Genomic DNA, 21,579 nt, shown 5'->3' on the forward strand with positions numbered 1-21,579 from the left:
AACAAAGAAAAAAGGGGAATTAATCAAACGTTTGTTTAAGAAGTATGTTCGGTAGGAAGAAAGCGATACAGCTCAAGGGTTAACAAAGAAAAAAGGGGAATTAATCAAACGTTTGTTTAAGAAGTATGTTCGGTAGGAAGAAAGCGATACAGCTCAAGGGTTAACAAAGAAAAAAGGGGAGTTAATCAAACGTTTGTTTAAGATATATGTTCGGCGAGTGATAAGAGAAGAATCTAAAAAAAATTTATATATTTATTTTTCCTTAACAAATGGCGGAAAAATAAGAAAAATTTGCAGGATTATTAAAAATTATCACGAAATAAGTAAAAGTTTAGCGAATAATCGTTTGAAATAATAAAACGTTTTCTATATGATAAAGGTAAAGGTTAGTAAAAAAGTAGGTGAATTTATGACAGTAACATTTTATTCATATCCAAAGTGTGGCACATGTCAAAAAGCAAAGAAATGGTTTGAGGCAAACGATGTAGCATATGAGATGATTCATATTGTTGAAAATCCACCATCAAAAGAAGATTTACGTAATTTACATGAAAAAAGTGAATTACCATTAAAAAAATTCTTTAATACAAGTGGAATGCGTTACCGTGAACTTGGTCTGAAAGATAAGTTAAAAGATGCAAGTGAAGACGAAATGTACGAGCTTTTAGCATCTGATGGCATGTTGATTAAACGTCCAATTGTAACAGATGGAACGAAGGTAACACTTGGTTTTAACGAAGAGCAGTTTGAAAGTGTGTGGAAAAAGTACCAATAAGGTATTTTTACATAATTAATACATTCACTGGAGGTACAGTCATGAGCATTCCAAATAATTTACGTTACTCTGAAGAACACGAATGGGTAAAAACTGAAGGTAATGAAGTTGTTATCGGTATTACTCACTTTGCACAAAGTGAGCTAGGCGATATCGTATTCGTTGAACTTCCAGAAGTAGGTGCAACAATCGAAGCTGACGAGCCATTCGGAAGCGTAGAATCTGTTAAAACAGTTTCTGAATTATACGCACCTGTAAGCGGTAAAGTTGTAGCAGTAAACGAAGAATTAAGTGACCAACCAGAACTTGTTAACGAATCTCCATACGAGGGTGCATGGATGGTTAAAGTTGAACTTTCTGATGCAAGCCAAGTTGAGAAGTTATTAACTGCTGAAAAATATGCAGAAATGACAAACCAAGACTAATTATAGTCGACTGAAGGACAGCCTTTGTGCTGTCCTTTTTTATTTTATGTAAAATAATGAACGTAGAATCATATACTAATTATCGTGTGGGAGAACGTTTTTTGGAAAAACTTTTTTGTTTTAAGCTTTATATAGTTCTAGCTGTTTTCGCTTCTTCTTGCAAGGCAAAAAGCGCCTTTACGTCAGAAGCTCCATCCCCCTCGCAATCTGAACGAGCCGCTTGCGCTTTTCTTTTGCAAAAATAAACAGGAAACAACATGAAAATAACGAATATACTATATACTAAGTTAAAGGTTGTATAGTATATGGTGATCGGGTGATGACATATGGTTTATGTAGAAAAAGTCATTATTGTAGAAGGTACATCAGATAGAAGAAAGATTGAATCTATTATTCGGGAACCGGTGGAAATTGTTTGTACAAATGGTACAATTGGTTTGTCGAAAATGGATGAGCTCGTTGATCAGTTTTTTGATAAGGAAGTGTATGTACTAGTGGATGCTGATGATGCTGGAGAAAAGTTAAGGAAACAATTTCGAAAAGAATTCCCGCAAGCAGAGCATATTTATATTGATCGCTCGTACCGAGAAGTGGCAACTGCGCCATCTTCACACTTAGCAAATGTATTATGGGGAGCTGACATTGACGTTTATACAGAATATTTACGGTAAGGAATGATAGAAGTGATTGACTGGACAGGAGCCGAAGCTACAGCTCTAATAGAGAATGAAGAAAAAACAGTGTTATATGTATATACTCCAATGTGTGGAACATGCCAATTAGCAAAAAAGATGTTAACTGTCGTTGAGATGACAATTGAAGGTTTGAAAATTGGAATGTTAGATTTAAATTATGCTCCGCATTTCGCGAAAGAGTATGGGATCGAAAGTGTACCTTGTTTACTTGTTTTTGAAAATGGGACACTGATGAAGAAGATATACGCATTTCATTCGGTTGAATATTTATATACGGAATTAAAGTAGGCGGCAAAGTTTTTGCCGCCTCGACATATTTCTCGGGAAATATGTCGAGATGCAGGGTGGTTACAGTATTTGTCGAGCGAAAATAACAGGATTGCTCTTTAGTGAGAGGGAATGGTATGTGTAATAGAAAGTGATATGAAGGATGTGATTTAGAGTGAAATTATATTCTTTGCTGCAATCATTTGTAAATTACGCTAATGGTCAATATCATTTAGAACCGCTTTTAAGACAAGGAGAAAAAACTGTTAATTTCCGCTTTGGAGATGAAAGTTGTTCGTTACAAATTTCAAGAGATTATATAGAGCTGTTAAAAGAAGAAAGAGGAACAGAGCAAATTGTGTGTGTAGATGAAGAAGATGTAAAAGAATTGGTGAACGGCAATGTACGATTGCAAATGTTAATGAACGATGGACGTGTACAATATTCGGGAACGTATCGAACGATGCTATTAGTTGAATCGATGTTTCATATATGTAAACCGATGTCAGTAGGTGCTTAAAATTCTGAAGTTTCATTTTTTGCGAAAATTTCTGTTGACATGGTGTGTGGATATTGATACAATTCAATTCATAAAATATAGATAATTTCATAAATTACAAATCAGACGAAAATGTAATCTGATTTCTCTTATCAAGAGAGGTGGAGGGACTGTGCCCTGTGAAGCCCGGCAACCGTCAACTTTATGTTGAAATGGTGCCAATTCCTGCAAAGCAAATGCTTTGAGAGATGAGAGAGAGGGATAATGTTGTTATATACGCACATAAACCTTTCTGCTTCTCTAAGGCAGAAAGGTTTTTTTGTTGTTTGAATGTGGAGGACATTCAAATAATAAAAGTAGTGATAACGGTGGACTACACGCATTAAACATAAAAAATTGCGGAGTCGATCCAAACAAAAAAGGGGTGATACACCATGATTCTATTAGAGAATGTAAAGAAAATATATAAAGCAAAAAGCGGTGATGTCACTGCTGTAGATAATGCCAATTTAAAAATAGAGAAAGGTGAGATATTTGGTGTTATCGGATATAGTGGCGCTGGAAAAAGTTCTTTAATTCGATTATTCAATCAGTTGGAGAAACCAACTTCAGGCCAAATTACAATTGCAAATCGCGTGATTTCAGCGATTACAGGAAGCGAACTTCGTAAGGCAAGGCAAGAAATCGGAATGATTTTTCAACACTTCAACTTACTTTGGTCACGAACTGTACGTGAAAATATTGAGTTCCCACTTGAAATTGCAGGTGTTGATAAGGCGAAGAGAAGAAAACGCGTGGATGAGTTAATCCATCTTGTTGGATTAGAAGGAAGAGGAGACGCGTACCCATCTCAGCTGAGCGGAGGACAAAAGCAACGTGTTGGTATTGCGAGAGCGTTAGCTAACAATCCGCAAGTACTTTTATGTGATGAAGCAACGTCAGCTCTTGATCCAGAAACGACAGATCAAATTTTAGATCTATTATTAGATATTAATAAACGTCTCGGTTTAACGATTGTACTCATTACACATGAGATGCACGTAATTCGAAAGATTTGTAATCGTGTTGCAGTAATGGAAAAAGGGAAGATTGTAGAAACAGGTCCAGTACTTGATGTGTTCCGTAATCCGCAGCAAGACATTACGAAACGATTTGTACAGCAGTTAACAGATTCTGAAGATACAAATGAAACGATTGAAAGTTTAATTGAAAAATATCCAGATGGAAAAGTAGTTCGTTTGCAGTTTATCGGTGAAGCGGTAGAAAGACCAGTACTTCAAAGATTAATGCAACGCAGTGATATAGAAGTTAGCATTTTGCAAGGAAATATCGCACAAACGAATAACGGCTCTTACGGTAGTTTAGTTGTTCATTTAAATGGTGAGGAAACAGCGATTCAGCAAGCAATAGAGGGAATACATCAAGATCAAGTAGAGCTGGAGGTGATTGCACATGGATAAGTTACTCACAAATGTTGATTGGAATCAAATGTTGGAAGCAACTGGTGAAACGTTATATATGACGGCAATCGCCGCTCTTGCCACATTTGTTTTAGGACTCATTTTAGGATTGTTACTCTTTATGACAGCGAAAGATAATTTATGGGAAAACAAAGCGGTTAACACAGCGATTGGAGCTTTCGTAAACATTTTCCGCTCGATACCGTTCATTATTTTAATCATTTTATTAATTCCATTCACAAAGATTTTGCTTGGAACAATTCTTGGAGCGAGTGCAGCACTTCCAGCTTTAATTATTGGAGCGGCACCATTTTATGCAAGAATGGTTGAAATTGCACTTCGCGAAATTGATAAAGGTGTAATTGAAGCTTCAAAAGCGATGGGAGCAAAAACAAGCACAATTATTTTGAAAGTGTTAATTCCAGAATCGTTACCAGCGTTAGTATCTGGTATTACGGTTACGACAATTGCTTTAGTGGGCTATACAGCAATGGCGGGAGTTGTTGGTGCTGGTGGTCTTGGAACACTTGCTTATTTAGAAGGATTCCAACGAGGAAATAACGACGTAACAATCGTTGCGACAATTTGTGTATTACTAGTTGTATTTTTCATTCAGTGGATTGGTGATCGTGTAACGACTCGAATAGATAAACGATAATAAAAAACGGGAGGATGTTTCAAATGAAAAAACTATTACTGACAGCACTGATTTCAACTTCAATTTTTGGGTTAGCTGCTTGTGGCGGGAAAGATAAAGATGAAAAGAAACTAGTTGTGGGGGCTTCTAACGTGCCGCATGCGGTTATTTTAGAAAAGGCTAAACCTTTATTAGAGAAAAAAGGAATTGAGTTAGAAGTGAAAAAATTCCAAGACTACGTATTACCAAATAAATCGCTAGCAGATAAGGATTTAGATGCAAACTACTTCCAGCACATTCCGTATTTAGAAAAAGAAATGAAAGATAAAAAATATGATTTTGAAGTAGCAGGAAAAATTCATTTAGAACCGATTGGTGTATATTCTCAAAAATATAAGAGCTTAAAAGAACTTCCAGACGGAGCGACAATTATTATGAGTAATTCAGTTGCTGACCATGGACGTGGTTTAGCAATTTTACAAAAAGAAGGTATTTTAAAAATTAAAGACGGAGTAGATCCAGTTAAAGCAACTCCAAAAGATATTGCGGATAACCCGAAAAACTTGAAATTCAAAACAGATATTGAGCCTGGTTTATTGCCACAAGTGTATAACAATAAAGAAGGCGACGCGGTTCTAATTAACTCGAACTATGCAATTGATGCGAAGTTAAACCCAGAAAAAGATGCAATTGCAATTGAAAGTAATGATTCACCATACGCAAACGTAGTAGCTGTTCGTAAAGGCGATAAAGATAAGAAAGAGATTAAAGCTCTTGTAGAAGTATTACATTCTAAAGAAATTGAAGATTTCATTAATAAAGAATATAAAGGGGCAGTTGTTCCTGTAAAAGAATAATTGCTGTAAAAGAGCTGGTGTATGCCAGCCCTTTTTATAACTACATAATTATACGGGAGAAGGGGACATCATATGAAAAAGATTCTATTGTCAGTTGTTACAGCGCTGTCTGTAGTTACATTAGCTGCTTGCGGAGGAAAAGAGGAGAATAAGCTTGTTGTGGGAGCTTCTAACGTACCGCACGCTGTTATTTTAGAAAAGGCACAGCCAATATTAGAGAAAAAGGGTATTAAATTAGAAATTAAAAAATTCCAAGATTATGTGCTGCCGAATAAAGCGTTAGCGGATAAGGAAATTGATGCAAACTACTTCCAGCACATTCCTTACTTAGATAAAGAAATTCAAGAAAAAGGATATAAAATTGTAAACGCAGGGAAAATTCATTTAGAGCCAATGGGCATTTATTCTAAGAAATATAAAAGCTTAAAAGACTTACCAGATGGCGGGACAGTGATTATGAGTAATAACGTAGCGGAGCGTGGCCGTATGCTAGCGCTGTTACAAAAAGGCGGCGTTATTAAATTAAAAGACGGAGTAGATGTTGTGAAAGCAACAGTAAAAGATGTTGTAGAAAATCCGAAAAACTTAAAGTTTAAAACAGATGTAGAGCCTGGTCTTTCACCGAAGTTATATGAAAATAATGAAGGTGATGCATTATTTATTAATTCAAACTATGCAATTGATGCAAAATTAAATCCAACAAAGGATGCGATTGCGATTGAAGGATCAGACTCTCCGTATGCAAATATTATTGCAGTTCGTAAAGGTGACGAGAAGAAAAAAGAAATTAAGGAGCTAGTAGAAGTGCTGCATTCAAAAGAAATTCAAGATTTTATTAATAAAGAATATAAAGGTGCTGTACTTCCGGTAAGTGAATAGATATAAGGAAAGGGCTGGAAATTTACCAGTCCTTTTTTCTTTATATAAATAAGAAGAAAGGTGTATCATATAAGGATGCAAGTGAAATACTTATATACATTTGTGAAAAAATTGTTACTTTTTTTCATCGTTTGCGATATCATTTTATTTGATATAAAATTAGAATGAGAATAAAATGAGAATATGAACGTTTTAGGAATTTTTAAAATGTATATATAGGATTAATGGAGGTATTGAGATGGCTGGTTCTACATTAACGGTTAAAGACTTACACGTATCAATTGATGGCAAAGAAATTTTAAAAGGTGTAAACCTTGAAGTAAAAGGTGGAGAAATCCACGCAATTATGGGACCTAACGGAACAGGTAAATCAACTTTATCTTCTGCAATTATGGGTCACCCAAAATATGAAGTAACAGAAGGTAGCATCATCATCGACGGTGAAGATGTATTAGAAATGGAAGTAGACGAGCGCGCGCAAGCAGGTCTATTCCTAGCAATGCAATATCCAAGTGAAATTAGCGGAGTAACAAACGCTGACTTCTTACGTTCTGCAATTAACGCACGTCGTGAAGAAGGCGATGAAATTTCTCTTATGAAATTTATCCGTAAATTAGATAAAAACATGGAATTCCTAGAAATGGATCCAGAAATGGCACAACGTTACTTAAACGAAGGTTTCTCTGGCGGTGAGAAAAAACGTAACGAAATTCTTCAATTAATGATGATTGAGCCAAAAATCGCAATCTTAGACGAAATTGACTCAGGTCTTGATATCGATGCATTAAAAGTTGTATCTAAAGGTATTAACGAAATGCGCGGCGAAGACTTCGGTTGCCTAATGATTACGCATTACCAACGTTTATTAAACTACATCACTCCAGACTTCGTTCACGTTATGATGAACGGTCGTATCGTTAAATCTGGTGGCCCTGAGCTTGCACAACGTCTAGAAGCTGAAGGTTACGACTGGATTAAAAAAGAATTAGGTATTGAAGACGAAACAACAGAGCAAGAAGCGTAAGAGAGGAGCATAAACATGACAATCGGTACATTACCTTTCGATCAAGAAACAATCCGTCAACGCGCAAGCGAAGTAAACGAAGCAGCTTGGTTGACTGAGTTCCGCTTACAAGCTCTTGCACAAGCAACTGAACTTCCAATGCCAACTCCTGATAAAACGAAAATTGACAAATGGGACTTTATCGGAAAAGGCGACGCTGCTAAGCAAGAGCCTGTAAGTTCTTTAACAGAGCTTCCAGAAGCAGTGAAAAACTTAATCGATGAAAATAACAGCGTATTAGTGCAACGTACTGGTACAACTGCATTCGTTTCTTTAGCAGACGAAGCAAAAGAAAAAGGTGTTATTTTCACAGACATCGTAACAGCTGCAACAGAGCATGCTGAACTAGTACAAAAGTACTTAATGAAAGACGGCGTGAAGGTAGACGAGCATCGTCTAACTGCACTTCATGCTGCATTAATCAACGGTGGTGCATTCGTATATGTTCCGAAAAACGTTGTTCTTGAAACTCCACTTCAAGCTGTATTCTTAGTAGACGGCGAAGAAGCTAACGTATATAACCACGTATTATTCGTAGCTGATGCGAACAGTACTGCAACTTATGTAGAAAACTACGTTGCAAATGAAAATGCTAAAGGTATTGCAAATATCGTAGCAGAAGTAATCGTGGAACAAGGCGCACAAGTGAAATTCGGTGCGGTTGATCTATTAGCAAAAGACGTAACAACTTACGTTAACCGCCGCGGTATTGTTGGACGCGACGGCCGCGTTGATTGGGCTCTAGGCCTTATGAATGACGGAAACACAATTTCAGAGAACGTTACAAACTTAATGGGCGACGGTTCATATGCTGATACGAAAACAGTAACAATTGGCCGTGGTAACCAAACACAAAACTTTACAACTAAAGTTGTTCACTTCGGTAAACATTCTGAAGGTTGGATTTTAAAACACGGTGTACAGAAAGATAGTGCAACATCTATCTTTAACGGAATTGGTAAGATTGAACACGGTGCATCTAAGTCAAATGCACAACAATCTTCTCGCGTTCTTATGTTAGATGAGAAAGCACGCGGTGATGCAAACCCAATTCTTTTAATTGACGAAGATGATGTTATGGCAGGTCACGCAGCTTCAGTAGGTCGCGTAGATCCAACTCAACTATACTACTTAATGAGCCGTGGTATTCCAAAACGCGAAGCAGAACGTTTAGTCATCCATGGATTCTTAGCACCTGTAGTTAATGAGCTTCCAATTGAAGGAGTAAAAGCACAGCTTGTTGAGGTAATTGAAAGGAAAGTTCGCTAATGAATATTCATGAAATACGCAAACAGTTTCCAATTCTTGATCAAAAAGTGAACGGCAAACAACTTGTTTATTTCGATAGTGCAGCAACTTCTCAAAAACCAATTCAAGTCATTGAAACGTTAGAACGTTACTATAAAGAATACAATTCTAACGTGCATCGCGGTGTTCATACGCTCGGTACGAAAGCTACCGACGCGTATGAAGGTGCACGCGAGAAAGTTCGCAAGTTTATTAATGCGAAATCAATGGAAGAGATTATTTTCACGCGCGGAACGACAACTGCATTAAATACAGTAGCGGCTAGCTATGGTCTTGAAAATGTAAAAGAAGGCGATGAAATCGTTATTTCTTACATGGAGCACCATAGTAACATCATTCCGTGGCAACAAGTTGCGAAGAAAACTGGTGCAACTTTAAAATATCTTCCGCTTCAACCAGATGGGACAATTTCAATAGAAGATGCTCGTCAAACAATTACACCGAATACAAAAATCGTTTCTATCATGTATGTTTCTAATGTACTTGGAACGATTAACCCTGTAAAAGAAATTGGAGCAATCGCACATGAAAATGGCGCAATTATGGTCGTTGACGGTGCACAAAGTACACCTCATATGAAAGTAGATGTACAAGATTTAAACTGTGATTTCTACGCATTATCTGCTCATAAGATGTGCGGACCTACAGGTATCGGCGTATTATATGGTAAGAAAGAATTGCTAAACAATATGGAGCCAATTGAATTTGGCGGTGAGATGATTGATTTCGTAGATTTACAAGAATCTACTTGGAAAGAGCTTCCGTGGAAGTTTGAAGCAGGTACACCGATTATCGGTAATGCAATCGGACTTGGTGCGGCAATTGATTTCCTAGAAGAAATCGGTCTTGATAATATTGAAAAGCATGAGCATGAATTAGCGCAATACGCTTTAGAAAGACTATCAGAAGTAGATGGCGTTACAATTTATGGTCCAAAGCATCGCGCTGGTCTTGTTACATTTAATATTGAAGACGTACATCCTCACGATGTAGCGACTGTATTAGATGTAGAAGGTATTGCAGTTCGCGCAGGACACCACTGTGCACAACCGCTTATGAAGTGGCTGAAAGCTTCTTCAACAGCACGTGCGAGCTTCTATTTATATAATACAAAAGAAGAAATTGATACATTTGTTGAATCGCTAATCAAGACAAAGGAGTATTTCACAAATGTCATTTAATAATTTAGATACGTTATATCGTCAAGTTATTATGGATCATTACAAAAATCCTCGTAACCATGGCGTGCTAGAAGATAGTGTTACAGTTAACTTGAACAATCCAACTTGTGGCGATCGTATTCAACTTACGATGAAAGTAGAAGAAGGTATTGTGCAAGAAGCGAAGTTTGAAGGAGAAGGATGTTCTATCTCAATGTCTTCAGCTTCCATGATGACACAAGCAGTAAAAGGTAAGAAAATTGAAGAGGCGCTTCAGCTTTCTAAAATTTTCTCTGACATGATGCTAGGAAAAGAGTACGATGACAGCATCGATTTAGGAGATATTGAAGCATTACAAGGCGTATGCAAGTTCCCTGCACGTATTAAATGTGCAACATTAGCGTGGAAAGCGTTAGAAAAGGGCTTAAACGAAGATAAGTAATGTTAAAGGTTCCTAAAAACGAGGTTATCTAAGGAGGGACACACCAACATGGCGAAGCAACTGCCAGATATCGGCGATTATAAATATGGTTTCAAAGACAAAGACGTTTCGATTTTCCGTGCTGGACGCGGTTTAACAAAAGAGATCGTTGAAGAGATTTCACGTATGAAAGAAGAACCACAGTGGATGTTAGACTTCCGTTTAAAATCACTGGATAAGTTCTATGAAATGCCAATGCCACAATGGGGCGGCGACTTAAACGACTTAGATTTCGATGAAATTACGTACTACGTAAAACCATCTGAGAAATCTGAGAAGTCTTGGGATGAAGTACCTGATGAAATTAAAGCGACATTTGATAAATTAGGTATTCCAGAAGCTGAGCAAAAATATTTAGCTGGTGTATCTGCACAGTACGAATCTGAAGTTGTATACCACAACATGAAAGAAGACCTAGAAGCTCTAGGAATCGTCTTCAAAGATACAGATAGCGCATTAAAAGAGAACGAAGATATTTTCCGTGAGCATTTCGGAAAAGTAATCCCACCAACAGACAACAAATTCGCAGCATTAAACTCTGCAGTTTGGTCTGGTGGATCATTCATCTACGTTCCAAAAGGTGTGAAAGTTGATACACCACTTCAAGCGTATTTCCGTATTAACTCTGAAAATATGGGACAATTCGAGCGTACGCTTATCATCGTAGACGAAGGCGCACACGTACACTACGTAGAAGGTTGTACAGCACCTGTTTACACGACTAACTCACTTCACAGTGCGGTAGTAGAAATCATCATTAAGAAAGATGCATATTGCCGTTATACAACAATCCAAAACTGGGCGAACAACGTATACAACCTAGTTACAAAACGTGCGGTTTGTGAAGAAAACGCAACGATGGAATGGATTGACGGTAACATCGGATCTAAATTAACGATGAAATACCCAGCAGTTATCTTAAAAGGCGAAGGCGCTCGTGGTTTAACATTATCTATCGCGATTGCTGGTAAAGGCCAACACCAAGATGCTGGTGCAAAAATGATTCACTTAGCACCAAACACGTCTTCAACAATCGTTTCTAAATCGATTGCGAAGCATGGTGGTAAAGTAACTTACCGTGGTATCGTACACTTCGGACCAAAAGCGAAAAACTCTCGCTCTAACATCGAATGTGACACGTTAATCATGGATAATCAATCTACATCTGATACAATTCCTTACAACGAAATCAAAAACGATTACGTTTCACTTGAGCACGAAGCGAAAGTATCGAAAGTATCAGAAGAACAATTATTCTACCTAATGAGCCGCGGTATTTCTGAGCAAGAAGCTACAGAAATGATCGTAATGGGCTTCATCGAGCCATTCACTCGCGAACTTCCAATGGAATACGCAGTTGAAATGAACCGCCTAATCAAGTTTGAGATGGAAGGTTCTATCGGTTAATATATGTATGAAGAAAGCGCCCTGCTGTGCAGGGCGCTTTTTTTATTGTGTGAGCTTGGCTTGGGGTGGGGTTAGCCGAGATACCCAGGTGGGTTTCTGGCTAAATATATCAGCGATTTTTCAAATATATCGACGATAACTCCGAATATATCAGCGATTATTTCAATATATCGACGATTCGACAAGGAATATCGACTTATCAACAAATTACGACATAGCAGAGCGGGCGTATACCTCTCAATATTTAGATGATATGCATGAAGTGGCCGAATGGAAGTAGTTGAGGCTAAGATATTGACAAACCCCCACAAGGCCCCCCACAAGGAAATCCACCAAACACCTCGTAAAACACTCAACAAACTTTCTGACAAATCCCCCCCACGTTCTACCAACTAACCCAACAATTAAAAAAGAAAGTTTTTCATATGAAAAGGGCAATCTTTTGCTTTTTCTCACAATGCGAGTACAATGTAAAATAGCAAGAAAAGACGAAAAGTATTTACAGGATTATTGCGTGCGCATAGCGTAAATGGCAGTAAGGAACTGAGAGGAGGTTTTTTCTCTGAATATAAATAAAGAAACAATTATCCACCTTTATCATACAAACGATATACATAGTCATTTTGAAAATTGGCCGCAAATTTCTCGGTTTGTACAAGGAGAGAAAAAGCGAAGGCAGGAAGCGGGAGAGACCGTTTTGACTGTAGATATCGGCGATCATGTGGATCGTTTTCATAGTATTTCGGAAGCGACGAATGGGCTTGGCAATACGAAGCTTTTAAATGAGGCGTTATATGATTATGTAACGATCGGAAACAATGAAGGAATTACGTTAGCGAAGGAGCATTTGAATCGTTTATATGATGATGCTGGATTTGAGGTGCTTGTCGCGAATTTATTTGAAAAAGAAGGGGTACGTCCAGAGTGGGCAAAGCCTTATAAATTACATACAACGACAGATGGGATTACGATTGCTTTTATCGGATTAACGGTTGCGTATCCAGAGTTTTATCAAATGTTAGATTGGCATATTGAAGATCCAATCGAGCATTTAGAGTCTATTTTAGAAGAAGTGAGAGGTGAGGCTCATATAACGGTTGTCCTTTCTCACCTTGGAAAAAGCATGGATGAGCATATGGCGGAGCATTATGATATAGATGTTATTTTAGGGGCACATACGCATCATTTATTTGAGCGTGGTGTTCTTATGAATAATACGTTACTATGCTGTTGTGAGAAGTGGGGACGTTACGTTGGGCACGTTCAACTTACTGTGGATAAAGAGACGAAGAAGTTGTTGAAAAAGGATGGTAGAGCGATTAAAACTGAACGTTTAGGTGCTTATAGCAAACCGTTATCCACAATTGAAGCGCTGCAGGAAGAAAGTGAACATATTATGGAAGAGCCTGTCGTTCATTTAAAGGAATCATTACCGGTTAATTGGTTTCATGAGACAGCATTTTCGCACATGTTAGCAAATGCGCTGAAAAACTGGTGTGGTGCAGAGATTGGCATGGTGAACGCTGGTGTACTTCTTGAAGGATTAGAAGAAGGCGTTGTGACGCGCGGAGATATTCACAGAATTTGTCCACATCCCATTAATCCATGTTTATTGAAAGTGCCTGGGAAAACGTTACGAGAAGTGATCTTGAAAGCACGTCGCCCGAATATGGAGAACCTTGAGGTAAAAGGATTCGGATTCCGCGGGAAAGTAATGGGAAAAATGATTTACGCTGGTGTAGAAGTCATTCCAGATACGATTCCTGGGAATAAAATTTTACTCGAAGATGTATTGATTAACGGAGAATCGCTTGAGTTAGATCGTATATATACAGTAGGAACGATTGATATGTTTACATTCGGCTACTTATACCCAGAGCTATCCACACTTTCTGACAAACAATATTATATGCCAGAACTACTTAGAGATGTGTTAACAGACATGTTAATAACTTATACATCTTCCGTCAAACTATAGGCTAGTTAACTTGTAACACTCATTTTTCTCTTGTCATACAGATAAGAAAGAGAGGAGTGTGAACTATGGTTAATGTGGAGCCAATTATAATCGATAATTATACGTTTATTGCGGTTAGCGTCAAACTTCCAAAGACAAATTTGCTAGCTGTAATGAGCGATAAAGGATATATTATGTGCGGTGCATTAGATGTAGGTCTTTTAAATGAGAAGTTAGGGGATCGAGGTATTATTGCTGGCCGCGCGGTTGGTGTAAGAACGATTGAACAACTTCTTGAAGCACCGCTAGAATCAGTAACGATTGAAGCCGAAGCGTTAGGTATTACGGCTGGCACAATCGGAAAAGAAGCATTATTAAAAATGAGATAAGCATATATCGTCCCTCCTTCTTGCATAGAAATGATATAAGAAGGAGGGTTTTGTATGAGTATATTTCGTTCGAAAAATTCGCGGTTTCGAAGGGGACCTATTTCCTTTCGGCACATACTGCTTATGTCGTTTATTCTTTTTATTATATTACTCGTGCAAGGATTATGGATTGTGAATAGCAGCATTCAGCCGACATTAATGAAATATGGAGAAGTAGAGACACATAAAATGGCGACAGCGGTTATGACGAAGGCGGTAAAAGATAGGATCGATGAGGGATTCGATGTCGATTCATTAATGAAAGTACAAAATGATAAAAACGGTAAAGTGTCTACAATTAATTTAAATACGAAGCAAGTAAATGAAATCGTAACGTCAACGACCACATACATAGAAAAATATTTACAGCAAGTAGAACAAGGGAATTTGAAGGGGCTAGGTATTTCTGAAAAAAATGGGGCAACGATGGCAGTTCCGTTTGGCCGTGTAACAAATAATGCACTTCTTGGAAATATCGGACCCGACATTCCAATTGATTTCACAACGATTGGTCATGTGAATACGGATATTAAACAAAAAATTGAGCCGCACGGAATCAATACGACAGCGATTCAAATTATTATGGAGATGGAAGTGACGTTGCAAGTCATTATTCCATTTCATACGAAAGAAATAAAAGTAAAACAAGATGTTCCGATTGCGACGCGTATCGTTCAAGGGGAAGTGCCTACGTATTATGGAAGCGGAAGTGTTGCTGTACCTGATAAAAAGAAAACGGATAGTTAGTCGAATATAAAAAATAACCGTAGCAATGTGCTACGGTTATCGTTTTGTATTCGCGCGTTCTTTTCGCTCCCAAAGACTTAAATGCATGTATGGATCGAAAGCCCATTCTGTATAACCATTGTCTTTATACATGCCGAAATGTAGGTGGGGCGGGAATTTTCCAGCTGTGCCGGGAGGTCCGTAACCGGTGCTACCAACAAATCCGATTACTTTTCCAGGCTCGACAATTTGCCCAAGCTGTATTTCTTTTGAGAATCCGCCTAAATGAGCGTAATAATGGTAATTATTATGAAGGTCGCGAATGCCGATGCGCCATCCGCCAAGGCGGTTCCAGCCTTTTGTTTCAATAATGCCATAGCAAGTGGATCTTACTGGTACGCCATAGCCTGCAAAAATATCAGTTCCTTCATGAACTCTTCTTCCTCCAAAGCTTCTTCCAGCGCCGAATGTACTACGGTAGCTATGGTCACTGCGAATAGGGAGAGGAAACGCATTTCCTTCTAAATTAATACGTCCATAATGTTTATAAATTTGGGCGTATTCGGTAATTAATTCAACTGTTTTCGCACGTCTATAATATTCCCAGAGCATGATTTTAATACGTTCTTCTGACGTTCCTTGTTTCTTTAAAATCGTTGCTGCTGTATGCAAAAGATCACGGTCGTTATTTGCATTTGCAAATCCATCTTTGTCACCATCTAAACCTAACCCGCCAAATAGAGCAATTGTATGGGGGAGAGTGTCGTTACCATTAACAGGTCCAGCCCATATTTCTGGTTTGAAATAAAGGGAAATGATGGCATCTGGTTTTTTCGGAATATCTTTTCTTACGCTCCGTATATTTCTTTCGTATTGATCCATTGCAGCTAAGTAATACCACGGAATGCCTGAAGATTGCTCGGTTTCTTTATATAGTGCCATGCGCTTTTCGTATATGCTTTGCTGATTATCTTCACCGTAAGCGATGTTTTGGTGGAGAAGAAAGCAAATCGAAAGCAAAAGAGAAATTTTTCGAAGCATGAAATAGACTCCTTTCACATCATCACTCTTTTTAGTGTGGGATATACGGAGTATTTCATTATAGGGAACGATTGGAAAAAATCTTAGAATCTTCATTTGAGCAAATCGCTTTCATACGTTAGAATAGATATGTTACATTGAAAGAAGCGAACACGGTAAACTATTTCATATTGTGCGGAGTTGATAACCATGACAAAACAAACAGAATATAAGCGCAAGCCCGAATGGTTGAAAATTAAGTTAAACACGAATGAAAACTATACAGGCTTAAAGAAAATGATGCGTTCTAAAAATCTTCATACAGTTTGTGAGGAAGCAAAATGTCCGAATATTCATGAATGCTGGGCTGTAAGAAAAACAGCAACATTTATGATTTTAGGTGCGGTTTGTACACGTGCTTGTCGTTTTTGTGCGGTTAAAACAGGCTTACCAACTGAGCTTGATTTACAAGAGCCAGAACGCGTAGCAGATTCTGTAGTACAAATGGGCTTAAAGCACGTTGTTATAACAGCGGTTGCACGTGATGATTTAAAAGATGGTGGAGCAGCTGTTTTTGCTGAAACAGTACGCGCTGTACGTCGTAAAAATCCATTTACGTCAATCGAAGTATTACCATCTGATATGGGTGGAGTAGAAGAAAACTTAAAAATGTTAATGGATGCAAAACCAGATATTTTAAACCATAACATTGAAACAGTACGTCGATTATCTGACCGAGTTCGCGCTAGAGCAAAATATGATCGTTCATTAGAGTTTTTACGTCGAGCAAAAGAAATGCAGCCTGATATTCCAACTAAATCGAGCATTATGGTGGGCTTAGGTGAAACGAGAGAAGATTTAATTGAAGCAATGGATGACTTACGTGCAAACAATGTGGATATTTTAACTCTTGGACAATACCTACAACCATCTAAGAAGCATTTACCAGTTCTTAAATATTACCCACCAGCAGAATTTGCAGAGCTAAAAGAAATTGCACTTAGCAAAGGCTTTAGCCACTGTGAAGCTGGCCCACTTGTGCGTTCTTCTTACCATGCGGACGAGCAAGTTCGTTCTGCAAAAGAAAACACAGCAGAAGCAAAATAATGAAAAAAGGGAGCTAATGATTAGCTCTCTTTTTGTTTGTACTCCAAAACAGTATTTGAACATGTTAATAAAATCTTTTTTAATTCTTCTGTGGATAATTCAATTGTAAATTCAGGTACACCAGGTGTAATTAAAATTTTATCGTACGTATAAATAGCGTTATCCACAATAATTGTTACATCGTGTGAATACCCGAAAGGAGCTACACATCCCGGCGTACAACCAGTTTTGTCTCGCAGTTCATCAGGAGAACAGAGAGATAAGCGTTCTCCCGTTAGTTCTTTCATCTCTCCGCGGTTAAGCCTTGTGCCCTCTAACGTGAAAAATACGTAATAATCTCCAGCCTTTGATTTTAAAAATAAGCTTTTACTTGGAGTGCCTTGTAAGCCAAGCCTCTCGCGTACGATCCGATCTGTCTCATAATCGAGTACCGGTTCATGTTCAAACTTTTCATAAGAAACATTTGTTTTATGTAGTAAAGCAAGTACATCTTCGTACATATGGAGTGATACCCCTTTCTATTATTAGTACAGTTTCTTCTCGTGGCGTCAACTGAATGTGTTGGAAAGAGATATTACTTGGACGGTGCTTTCCATAATCGTTTTAGGCTACATTGTTCATCAATTGTAATTTCGTACATATCAGGATTCGTTAAAGCTTTCCATTCATGAAAGCCGATCGTATGATCAAAGTGCTTTAAAATGAGCGTAAGTAAGTTTCCATGTGTAACGAGTAATATTGTAGTATGGTTTAATTTTAAAACGTCTTCGATAATCGATATAGCACGGTCCGTTGCTTGTTTTGTTGACTCTCCGCCTGAAAAGGCAATATCTATATTTATAAAAGTAGATTCTAGTTTTTGCATCCAATCGTCCATTGGAACGTCGCTTAATATGCGTTCAGCTAATCGTTCATCTTCTTGGATAGACAAATTAGCTTGGAGTGCATAGGGCCGAATAGAATCGATAGCTCGCACAAATGGGCTTGAAATAATATGATCTATTTGTAGTTGGTTTTCTAAGAGGAATGTAGCAAGGGTGTTTGCTTGTTTTTTTCCATCGGTCGTTAATTCGGCATCACGTTCTTGGCCAGTTGCTGAACAATGTCGTATTACAATAATTTTCTTCATAATTCATCCCCATCTTTCAAGTTGACGCTATATACTTCGACAAATGCGAAAAAAATTCCTTTTTATTGGAAACGGCATAGTGATTTATATATGTGGAAAAGTAATGTGGATAATGAAAATTGAGGTGCCAGTATGAAAAAAATGATATGTATCGTACTCATGATGTGTTTTCTGACGCAAATGTCCACAACATATGCACAGTCCAATCAAAAGTTAGGTTATCCAAGTAATCGAAATAAGCCATTTGTGAGCGAAGATGTGTTTTACGAACAGTTAGATAAGAAAATGTATAAAGAATACAATAATGCAGCGTATAGTGTTCGAAAAAAGATTTTATTTAAAGAAGTACCCGATGAAGAACTTTCTTTTCTACAAAAAACAGCCGCGGGTTGTCGGGGTGAAGTGGTGCTTCAAGATTCTTTTATTCACCCTGATCGCCAAGTTTATTTTTTCGCTTCCTTTTCTCAAAATGAAGTAGAAGAGTTACACAAGTACATCGTTATAGATGCAGAAACAAAGAAGGAGCTGCAAAGTGGCAAAAGTTATCATCACTATGATAATCCTTATAAAAAATAACCCACCAATTGGCGGGTTATTTTTTATTCCGGCACACTCATTAATTTCTCTTTCATTTTACGAATAAGAATGATAGCACCAATTGTGAAGAGAAGGGTGATTCCTTCTGCAACAAAGATGTTAATTGTTTTCGTTTGGTAAAGTGCCGCGAAGAAGTCTACAAGTGCGTGGAATAGTATAGCGTACACAAGGAAGATATATTTCTTCTGCTTCACTGCGTATAAGACAAGCATTGTAAAGGCGATTTGCAGCACGAGTGCCATAATTCTTTCTAAGCTACCAAGGAAGTATAAGTAGGCAGGTTGCTGAATTAACATGTCTTGTAGGCGGCTTAGTTCTGGCATTTTTTCGACCATCTGGGCGAAGCTACCGTTGTTAATTGAATTCGCAAATATAAGTGCTTGGAATGCAGAGAATCCGCCAACTAAAATGGATTCTATCCCGCCGTGACCTATTCCGTAAGCAAAGCCATCTTTATATTCTTGATATTTTTTTAGTAGGAAGAAGAAGGCAACGAAGCGTCCTAATTCTTCAAAAATACCAGCAGTGAGTCCGCCATAGAGTGCGAAGACAAATGGATTTTCTAAAATTGGAGCGATTGCTGGATTACCGCGCATAAATAGGTGGAATGGTGTTTCGAGAATTTGGGTAAATCCGATAAAGATAAGAACACCAACGCCGACCACTTTCCAATTTATATTATATTTTTTACGGAAATAAACGAGTACAATAATTGGGACCAGAATCGAGACAATGAGTTGAAAGATGATGCTGGCAATTACAGTATTTGAAACCATACTTTCACCGCTTTCTAATATATGTACATATCTATTATGCATGAAATATAGGAGAGATGAAACTTTTTAAGATAAAATGAATTTACTTATTGACTCTAACGTTGCGTCATACTTTATCGTATGTATTAAGGGGGAGATACACATGACAATGAAGGTAAAAGAAGTAGCTAGTTTAGTTGGAATTAGTGTGCGCACACTGCATCATTACGATGAAATTGGGTTGTTAACCCCAGACGAGACGACAGAGTCTGGATATCGTTTGTATTCCAATGAAAATTTAGAGACGTTGCAGCAAATTTTATTTTTTAAAGAACTAGGCTTCCCTTTGAAGAAAATTAAAGACATTATCATGAGTCCATCATTTGACCGGAAAGAGGCACTGCAGCTTCATAAAAAAATGCTTCTTGAAAAGCGTGCTCGGTTAGATAAAGTGATTGCGACGATTGATAAGACAATTCAGCATACAAAAGGAGAGATTGAAATGACGAACAAAGAGAAATTTGAAGGCTTCGATTTCAGCCATAATCCGTACGAAGAAGAAGCGCGTGAAAGATGGGGAGACGCAGCTGTAGATAAAGCGAATGAATATGCGAAAGGTATGTCAAAAGACAATCAAGAAGAGTTTAATACGATTTATAGAAACTTAGCGGCGCTTAGACATGGTGCACCAGATTCTAAAGAGGCACAAGAAGCAATTGGAGTATGGTACAATTACTTGCAAAACTTCGGTGAATATTCATTAGATGCTTTTAAAGGACTTGGTCAAATGTACGTCGCTGATGAGCGCTTTACGAAAAATATCGATAAGTTTGGTGAAGGATTAGCTCAGTTTATGTGTGATGCGATGGAGGTTTACGCAAATCGTAAGAAATAGTAAAAAAATAAAGAAGATGGAGGTTTTCTCCACCTTCTTTATTTTTTTATCATATCATTCAAAGTCTGATCCCCCGTATTGTTCAAATGAGGATTTTTACTCATTTCACGTTTTAACATATCGAGGCTCTGTGTATATTCTGTATCATTTAAGGCACCAGATTGAAGGCCTTGAATTTGAGAAATCAACTTTTGGTCTGTTGATACATATGCTTTATAATAGCGAGGGACGATGGACAAAGCAGCTCGATATACTTGATCCGCTACGAGTTTTGGATCTGTTGTGTTTGCACGGTATACAACAAATACTTCATCATCGGTAACGAGCGTAGCAGCGTTTGTAACGTCAGGAAGTTTGACTGTCATGCTTGTAATCATTTCAGCGACTTTCTCACGGTTAATGGCTCCTACTTGTTTGTTAGACACTTCATGCTTTTGTTTAGATGAATAACCGACTCTTGTAAGCCGTGTATTTGTATTTTCCGTATGATACATGTCGTTTTTATTGGAAACAAGAACACGACTTCCTTCTTCACGTTCCATTTCGGCTTTATTCGTTGATTGGCAGCCTGCAAATAAGGAAAGAGTGAGAAGAGAAAGGATAATTTGTTTTTTCACGATGTATCACCTCCTTCTCCATAGCATGCACTAATTTTCAATTTTTTGTATTTGAAATTGTTGGTTGGTATGCTTTGTGATACGATAAAAAGAAGAATGCTTAGAGAGGAAGTTAATGATGGAGCAAAAGCAAGAGATTCATGCTACGGTGAGCATTAATAATGTGCAGTACGAAGTAATTAAAAACTTTCGTGACGGTTTTAGTGAAGAAGCATTTAAAGAGCGCTATGCAGAAATTTTAAATAAATATGATTACATCGTTGGGGACTGGGGTTATGAGCAACTTAGATTGCGCGGCTTCTTTGATGATAGTAACCAGCGTGCGACATATGATACGAAAATTAGTACGTTATCGGAGTATTTATACGAGTACTGCAACTTCGGTTGTGCACATTTCGTATTACGAAAAGTGAAGAAATAAAAAAATCCTCTTAC

At 37.8% G+C, this 21,579-nt stretch carries 26 protein-coding genes and 1 riboswitch; of the genes, 21 read left to right on the plus strand and 5 right to left on the minus strand.

Features of this window, described 5'->3' with window-relative positions; translation table 11 throughout:
• Window positions 1–409: 409 nt before the first annotated feature.
• From MR083_RS12200 to yunB, 17 genes are all read left to right on the plus strand, one after another.
• Window positions 410–775: an arsenate reductase family protein gene (locus MR083_RS12200; RefSeq protein ID WP_000218967.1), complete on the plus strand. Its 366-nt coding sequence runs from the start codon at window positions 410–412 to the stop codon at window positions 773–775.
• 41 nt (window positions 776–816) lie between these two features.
• Window positions 817–1,200 carry a glycine cleavage system protein GcvH gene (gene gcvH / locus MR083_RS12205; protein ID WP_000026900.1) on the plus strand — a complete coding sequence of 128 codons (384 nt, stop codon included), beginning with the start codon at window positions 817–819 and terminating at the stop codon, window positions 1,198–1,200.
• Window positions 1,201–1,526: 326 nt separating this feature from the next.
• Entirely contained in the window at window positions 1,527–1,871 is a 345-nt protein-coding gene (locus tag MR083_RS12210; protein ID WP_000263237.1) for a toprim domain-containing protein, read from the plus strand.
• Between the two features lie 3 nt (window positions 1,872–1,874).
• Window positions 1,875–2,183: a thioredoxin family protein gene (locus MR083_RS12215; RefSeq protein ID WP_001974355.1), complete on the plus strand. Its 309-nt coding sequence runs from the start codon at window positions 1,875–1,877 to the stop codon at window positions 2,181–2,183.
• Window positions 2,184–2,337: 154 nt separating this feature from the next.
• Window positions 2,338–2,682: a hypothetical protein gene (locus MR083_RS12220; protein WP_000781222.1), complete on the plus strand. Its 345-nt coding sequence runs from the start codon at window positions 2,338–2,340 to the stop codon at window positions 2,680–2,682.
• A 125-nt stretch (window positions 2,683–2,807) separates the two neighbouring features.
• Window positions 2,808–2,916, plus strand: a riboswitch (SAM riboswitch).
• 179 nt (window positions 2,917–3,095) lie between these two features.
• Window positions 3,096–4,121 (plus strand): methionine ABC transporter ATP-binding protein, encoded by a 1,026-nt coding sequence (locus MR083_RS12225; RefSeq protein WP_000601777.1) that lies wholly within the window; start codon window positions 3,096–3,098, stop codon window positions 4,119–4,121.
• Complete coding sequence (locus MR083_RS12230) at window positions 4,114–4,779, plus strand: methionine ABC transporter permease (protein WP_000359556.1); 666 nt, start codon at window positions 4,114–4,116, stop codon at window positions 4,777–4,779. Before MR083_RS12225 ends, MR083_RS12230 begins: the two co-directional genes overlap by 8 nt.
• 23 nt (window positions 4,780–4,802) lie before the next feature.
• On the plus strand, window positions 4,803–5,615 hold the full coding sequence (gene metQ, locus MR083_RS12235; protein WP_000735105.1) for a methionine ABC transporter substrate-binding lipoprotein MetQ: 813 nt from the start codon (window positions 4,803–4,805) through the stop codon (window positions 5,613–5,615).
• 72 nt (window positions 5,616–5,687) lie between these two features.
• Window positions 5,688–6,494, plus strand: a complete 807-nt coding sequence (metQ, locus tag MR083_RS12240; RefSeq protein WP_242269378.1) for a methionine ABC transporter substrate-binding lipoprotein MetQ — start codon at window positions 5,688–5,690, stop codon at window positions 6,492–6,494.
• Between the two features lie 238 nt (window positions 6,495–6,732).
• A complete protein-coding gene (gene sufC, locus MR083_RS12245; protein ID WP_000929157.1) occupies window positions 6,733–7,518 on the plus strand; it encodes a Fe-S cluster assembly ATPase SufC in 786 nt (261 codons plus the stop codon).
• 15 nt (window positions 7,519–7,533) lie between these two features.
• Window positions 7,534–8,826, plus strand: coding sequence for a Fe-S cluster assembly protein SufD (sufD, locus tag MR083_RS12250; protein WP_000152165.1), 1,293 nt, complete (start codon window positions 7,534–7,536; stop codon window positions 8,824–8,826).
• Window positions 8,826–10,046, plus strand: coding sequence for a cysteine desulfurase SufS (gene sufS / locus MR083_RS12255; RefSeq protein WP_001020761.1), 1,221 nt, complete (start codon window positions 8,826–8,828; stop codon window positions 10,044–10,046). The genes sufD and sufS overlap by 1 nt, the downstream gene beginning before the upstream one ends.
• Entirely contained in the window at window positions 10,036–10,467 is a 432-nt protein-coding gene (sufU, locus tag MR083_RS12260) for a Fe-S cluster assembly sulfur transfer protein SufU (protein WP_000009523.1), read from the plus strand. The genes sufS and sufU overlap by 11 nt, the downstream gene beginning before the upstream one ends.
• Window positions 10,468–10,515: 48 nt before the next feature.
• Window positions 10,516–11,913 carry a Fe-S cluster assembly protein SufB gene (gene sufB, locus MR083_RS12265; RefSeq protein WP_001118823.1) on the plus strand — a complete coding sequence of 466 codons (1,398 nt, stop codon included), beginning with the start codon at window positions 10,516–10,518 and terminating at the stop codon, window positions 11,911–11,913.
• A gap of 586 nt (window positions 11,914–12,499) precedes the next feature.
• A complete protein-coding gene (locus tag MR083_RS12270) occupies window positions 12,500–13,891 on the plus strand; it encodes a bifunctional metallophosphatase/5'-nucleotidase (protein WP_071713399.1) in 1,392 nt (463 codons plus the stop codon).
• Window positions 13,892–13,956: 65 nt separating this feature from the next.
• Window positions 13,957–14,259, plus strand: a complete 303-nt coding sequence (locus MR083_RS12275; protein WP_000248463.1) for a YunC family protein — start codon at window positions 13,957–13,959, stop codon at window positions 14,257–14,259.
• 54 nt (window positions 14,260–14,313) lie between these two features.
• Window positions 14,314–15,045: a sporulation protein YunB gene (yunB, locus tag MR083_RS12280; protein ID WP_011040810.1), complete on the plus strand. Its 732-nt coding sequence runs from the start codon at window positions 14,314–14,316 to the stop codon at window positions 15,043–15,045.
• 36 nt (window positions 15,046–15,081) lie between these two features.
• Here the strand turns inward: yunB and MR083_RS12285 are convergent, their stop codons facing one another.
• Window positions 15,082–16,065: a M23 family metallopeptidase gene (locus tag MR083_RS12285; protein ID WP_000944674.1), complete on the minus strand. Its 984-nt coding sequence runs from the start codon at window positions 16,063–16,065 to the stop codon at window positions 15,082–15,084.
• A gap of 189 nt (window positions 16,066–16,254) precedes the next feature.
• On the opposite strand from MR083_RS12285, the gene lipA reads away from it, so the two are divergent.
• A complete protein-coding gene (gene lipA / locus MR083_RS12290; protein ID WP_000166370.1) occupies window positions 16,255–17,151 on the plus strand; it encodes a lipoyl synthase in 897 nt (298 codons plus the stop codon).
• Window positions 17,152–17,171: 20 nt separating this feature from the next.
• Here the strand turns inward: lipA and MR083_RS12295 are convergent, their stop codons facing one another.
• Entirely contained in the window at window positions 17,172–17,651 is a 480-nt protein-coding gene (locus tag MR083_RS12295; RefSeq protein ID WP_000272744.1) for a YbaK/EbsC family protein, read from the minus strand.
• A gap of 74 nt (window positions 17,652–17,725) precedes the next feature.
• Entirely contained in the window at window positions 17,726–18,280 is a 555-nt protein-coding gene (locus MR083_RS12300; protein WP_000721033.1) for a histidine phosphatase family protein, read from the minus strand.
• Window positions 18,281–18,412: 132 nt separating this feature from the next.
• Between MR083_RS12300 and MR083_RS12305 the strand changes: the two genes are divergently transcribed.
• Window positions 18,413–18,856 (plus strand): hypothetical protein, encoded by a 444-nt coding sequence (locus MR083_RS12305; RefSeq protein ID WP_000738183.1) that lies wholly within the window; start codon window positions 18,413–18,415, stop codon window positions 18,854–18,856.
• 23 nt (window positions 18,857–18,879) lie between these two features.
• Here the strand turns inward: MR083_RS12305 and MR083_RS12310 are convergent, their stop codons facing one another.
• Window positions 18,880–19,695: a YhfC family intramembrane metalloprotease gene (locus tag MR083_RS12310; protein WP_011040809.1), complete on the minus strand. Its 816-nt coding sequence runs from the start codon at window positions 19,693–19,695 to the stop codon at window positions 18,880–18,882.
• 100 nt (window positions 19,696–19,795) lie between these two features.
• On the opposite strand from MR083_RS12310, the gene MR083_RS12315 reads away from it, so the two are divergent.
• Complete coding sequence (locus tag MR083_RS12315) at window positions 19,796–20,527, plus strand: MerR family transcriptional regulator (RefSeq protein WP_000178117.1); 732 nt, start codon at window positions 19,796–19,798, stop codon at window positions 20,525–20,527.
• Window positions 20,528–20,565: 38 nt separating this feature from the next.
• Here MR083_RS12315 and MR083_RS12320 read toward each other — a convergent pair whose 3' ends face one another.
• The gene (locus MR083_RS12320; RefSeq protein WP_000744038.1) at window positions 20,566–21,144 is read right to left on the minus strand and encodes a YhcN/YlaJ family sporulation lipoprotein; all 579 of its coding nucleotides are present in this window, start codon (window positions 21,142–21,144) and stop codon (window positions 20,566–20,568) included.
• Window positions 21,145–21,262: 118 nt separating this feature from the next.
• Between MR083_RS12320 and MR083_RS12325 the strand changes: the two genes are divergently transcribed.
• The gene (locus tag MR083_RS12325) at window positions 21,263–21,565 is read left to right on the plus strand and encodes a YutD family protein (protein ID WP_000435941.1); all 303 of its coding nucleotides are present in this window, start codon (window positions 21,263–21,265) and stop codon (window positions 21,563–21,565) included.
• Window positions 21,566–21,579 lie beyond the last annotated feature (14 nt).

The sequence above is a fragment of the Bacillus cereus group sp. BfR-BA-01408 genome (assembly GCF_022663305.1).
Classification (GTDB): domain Bacteria; phylum Bacillota; class Bacilli; order Bacillales; family Bacillaceae_G; genus Bacillus_A; species Bacillus_A pacificus.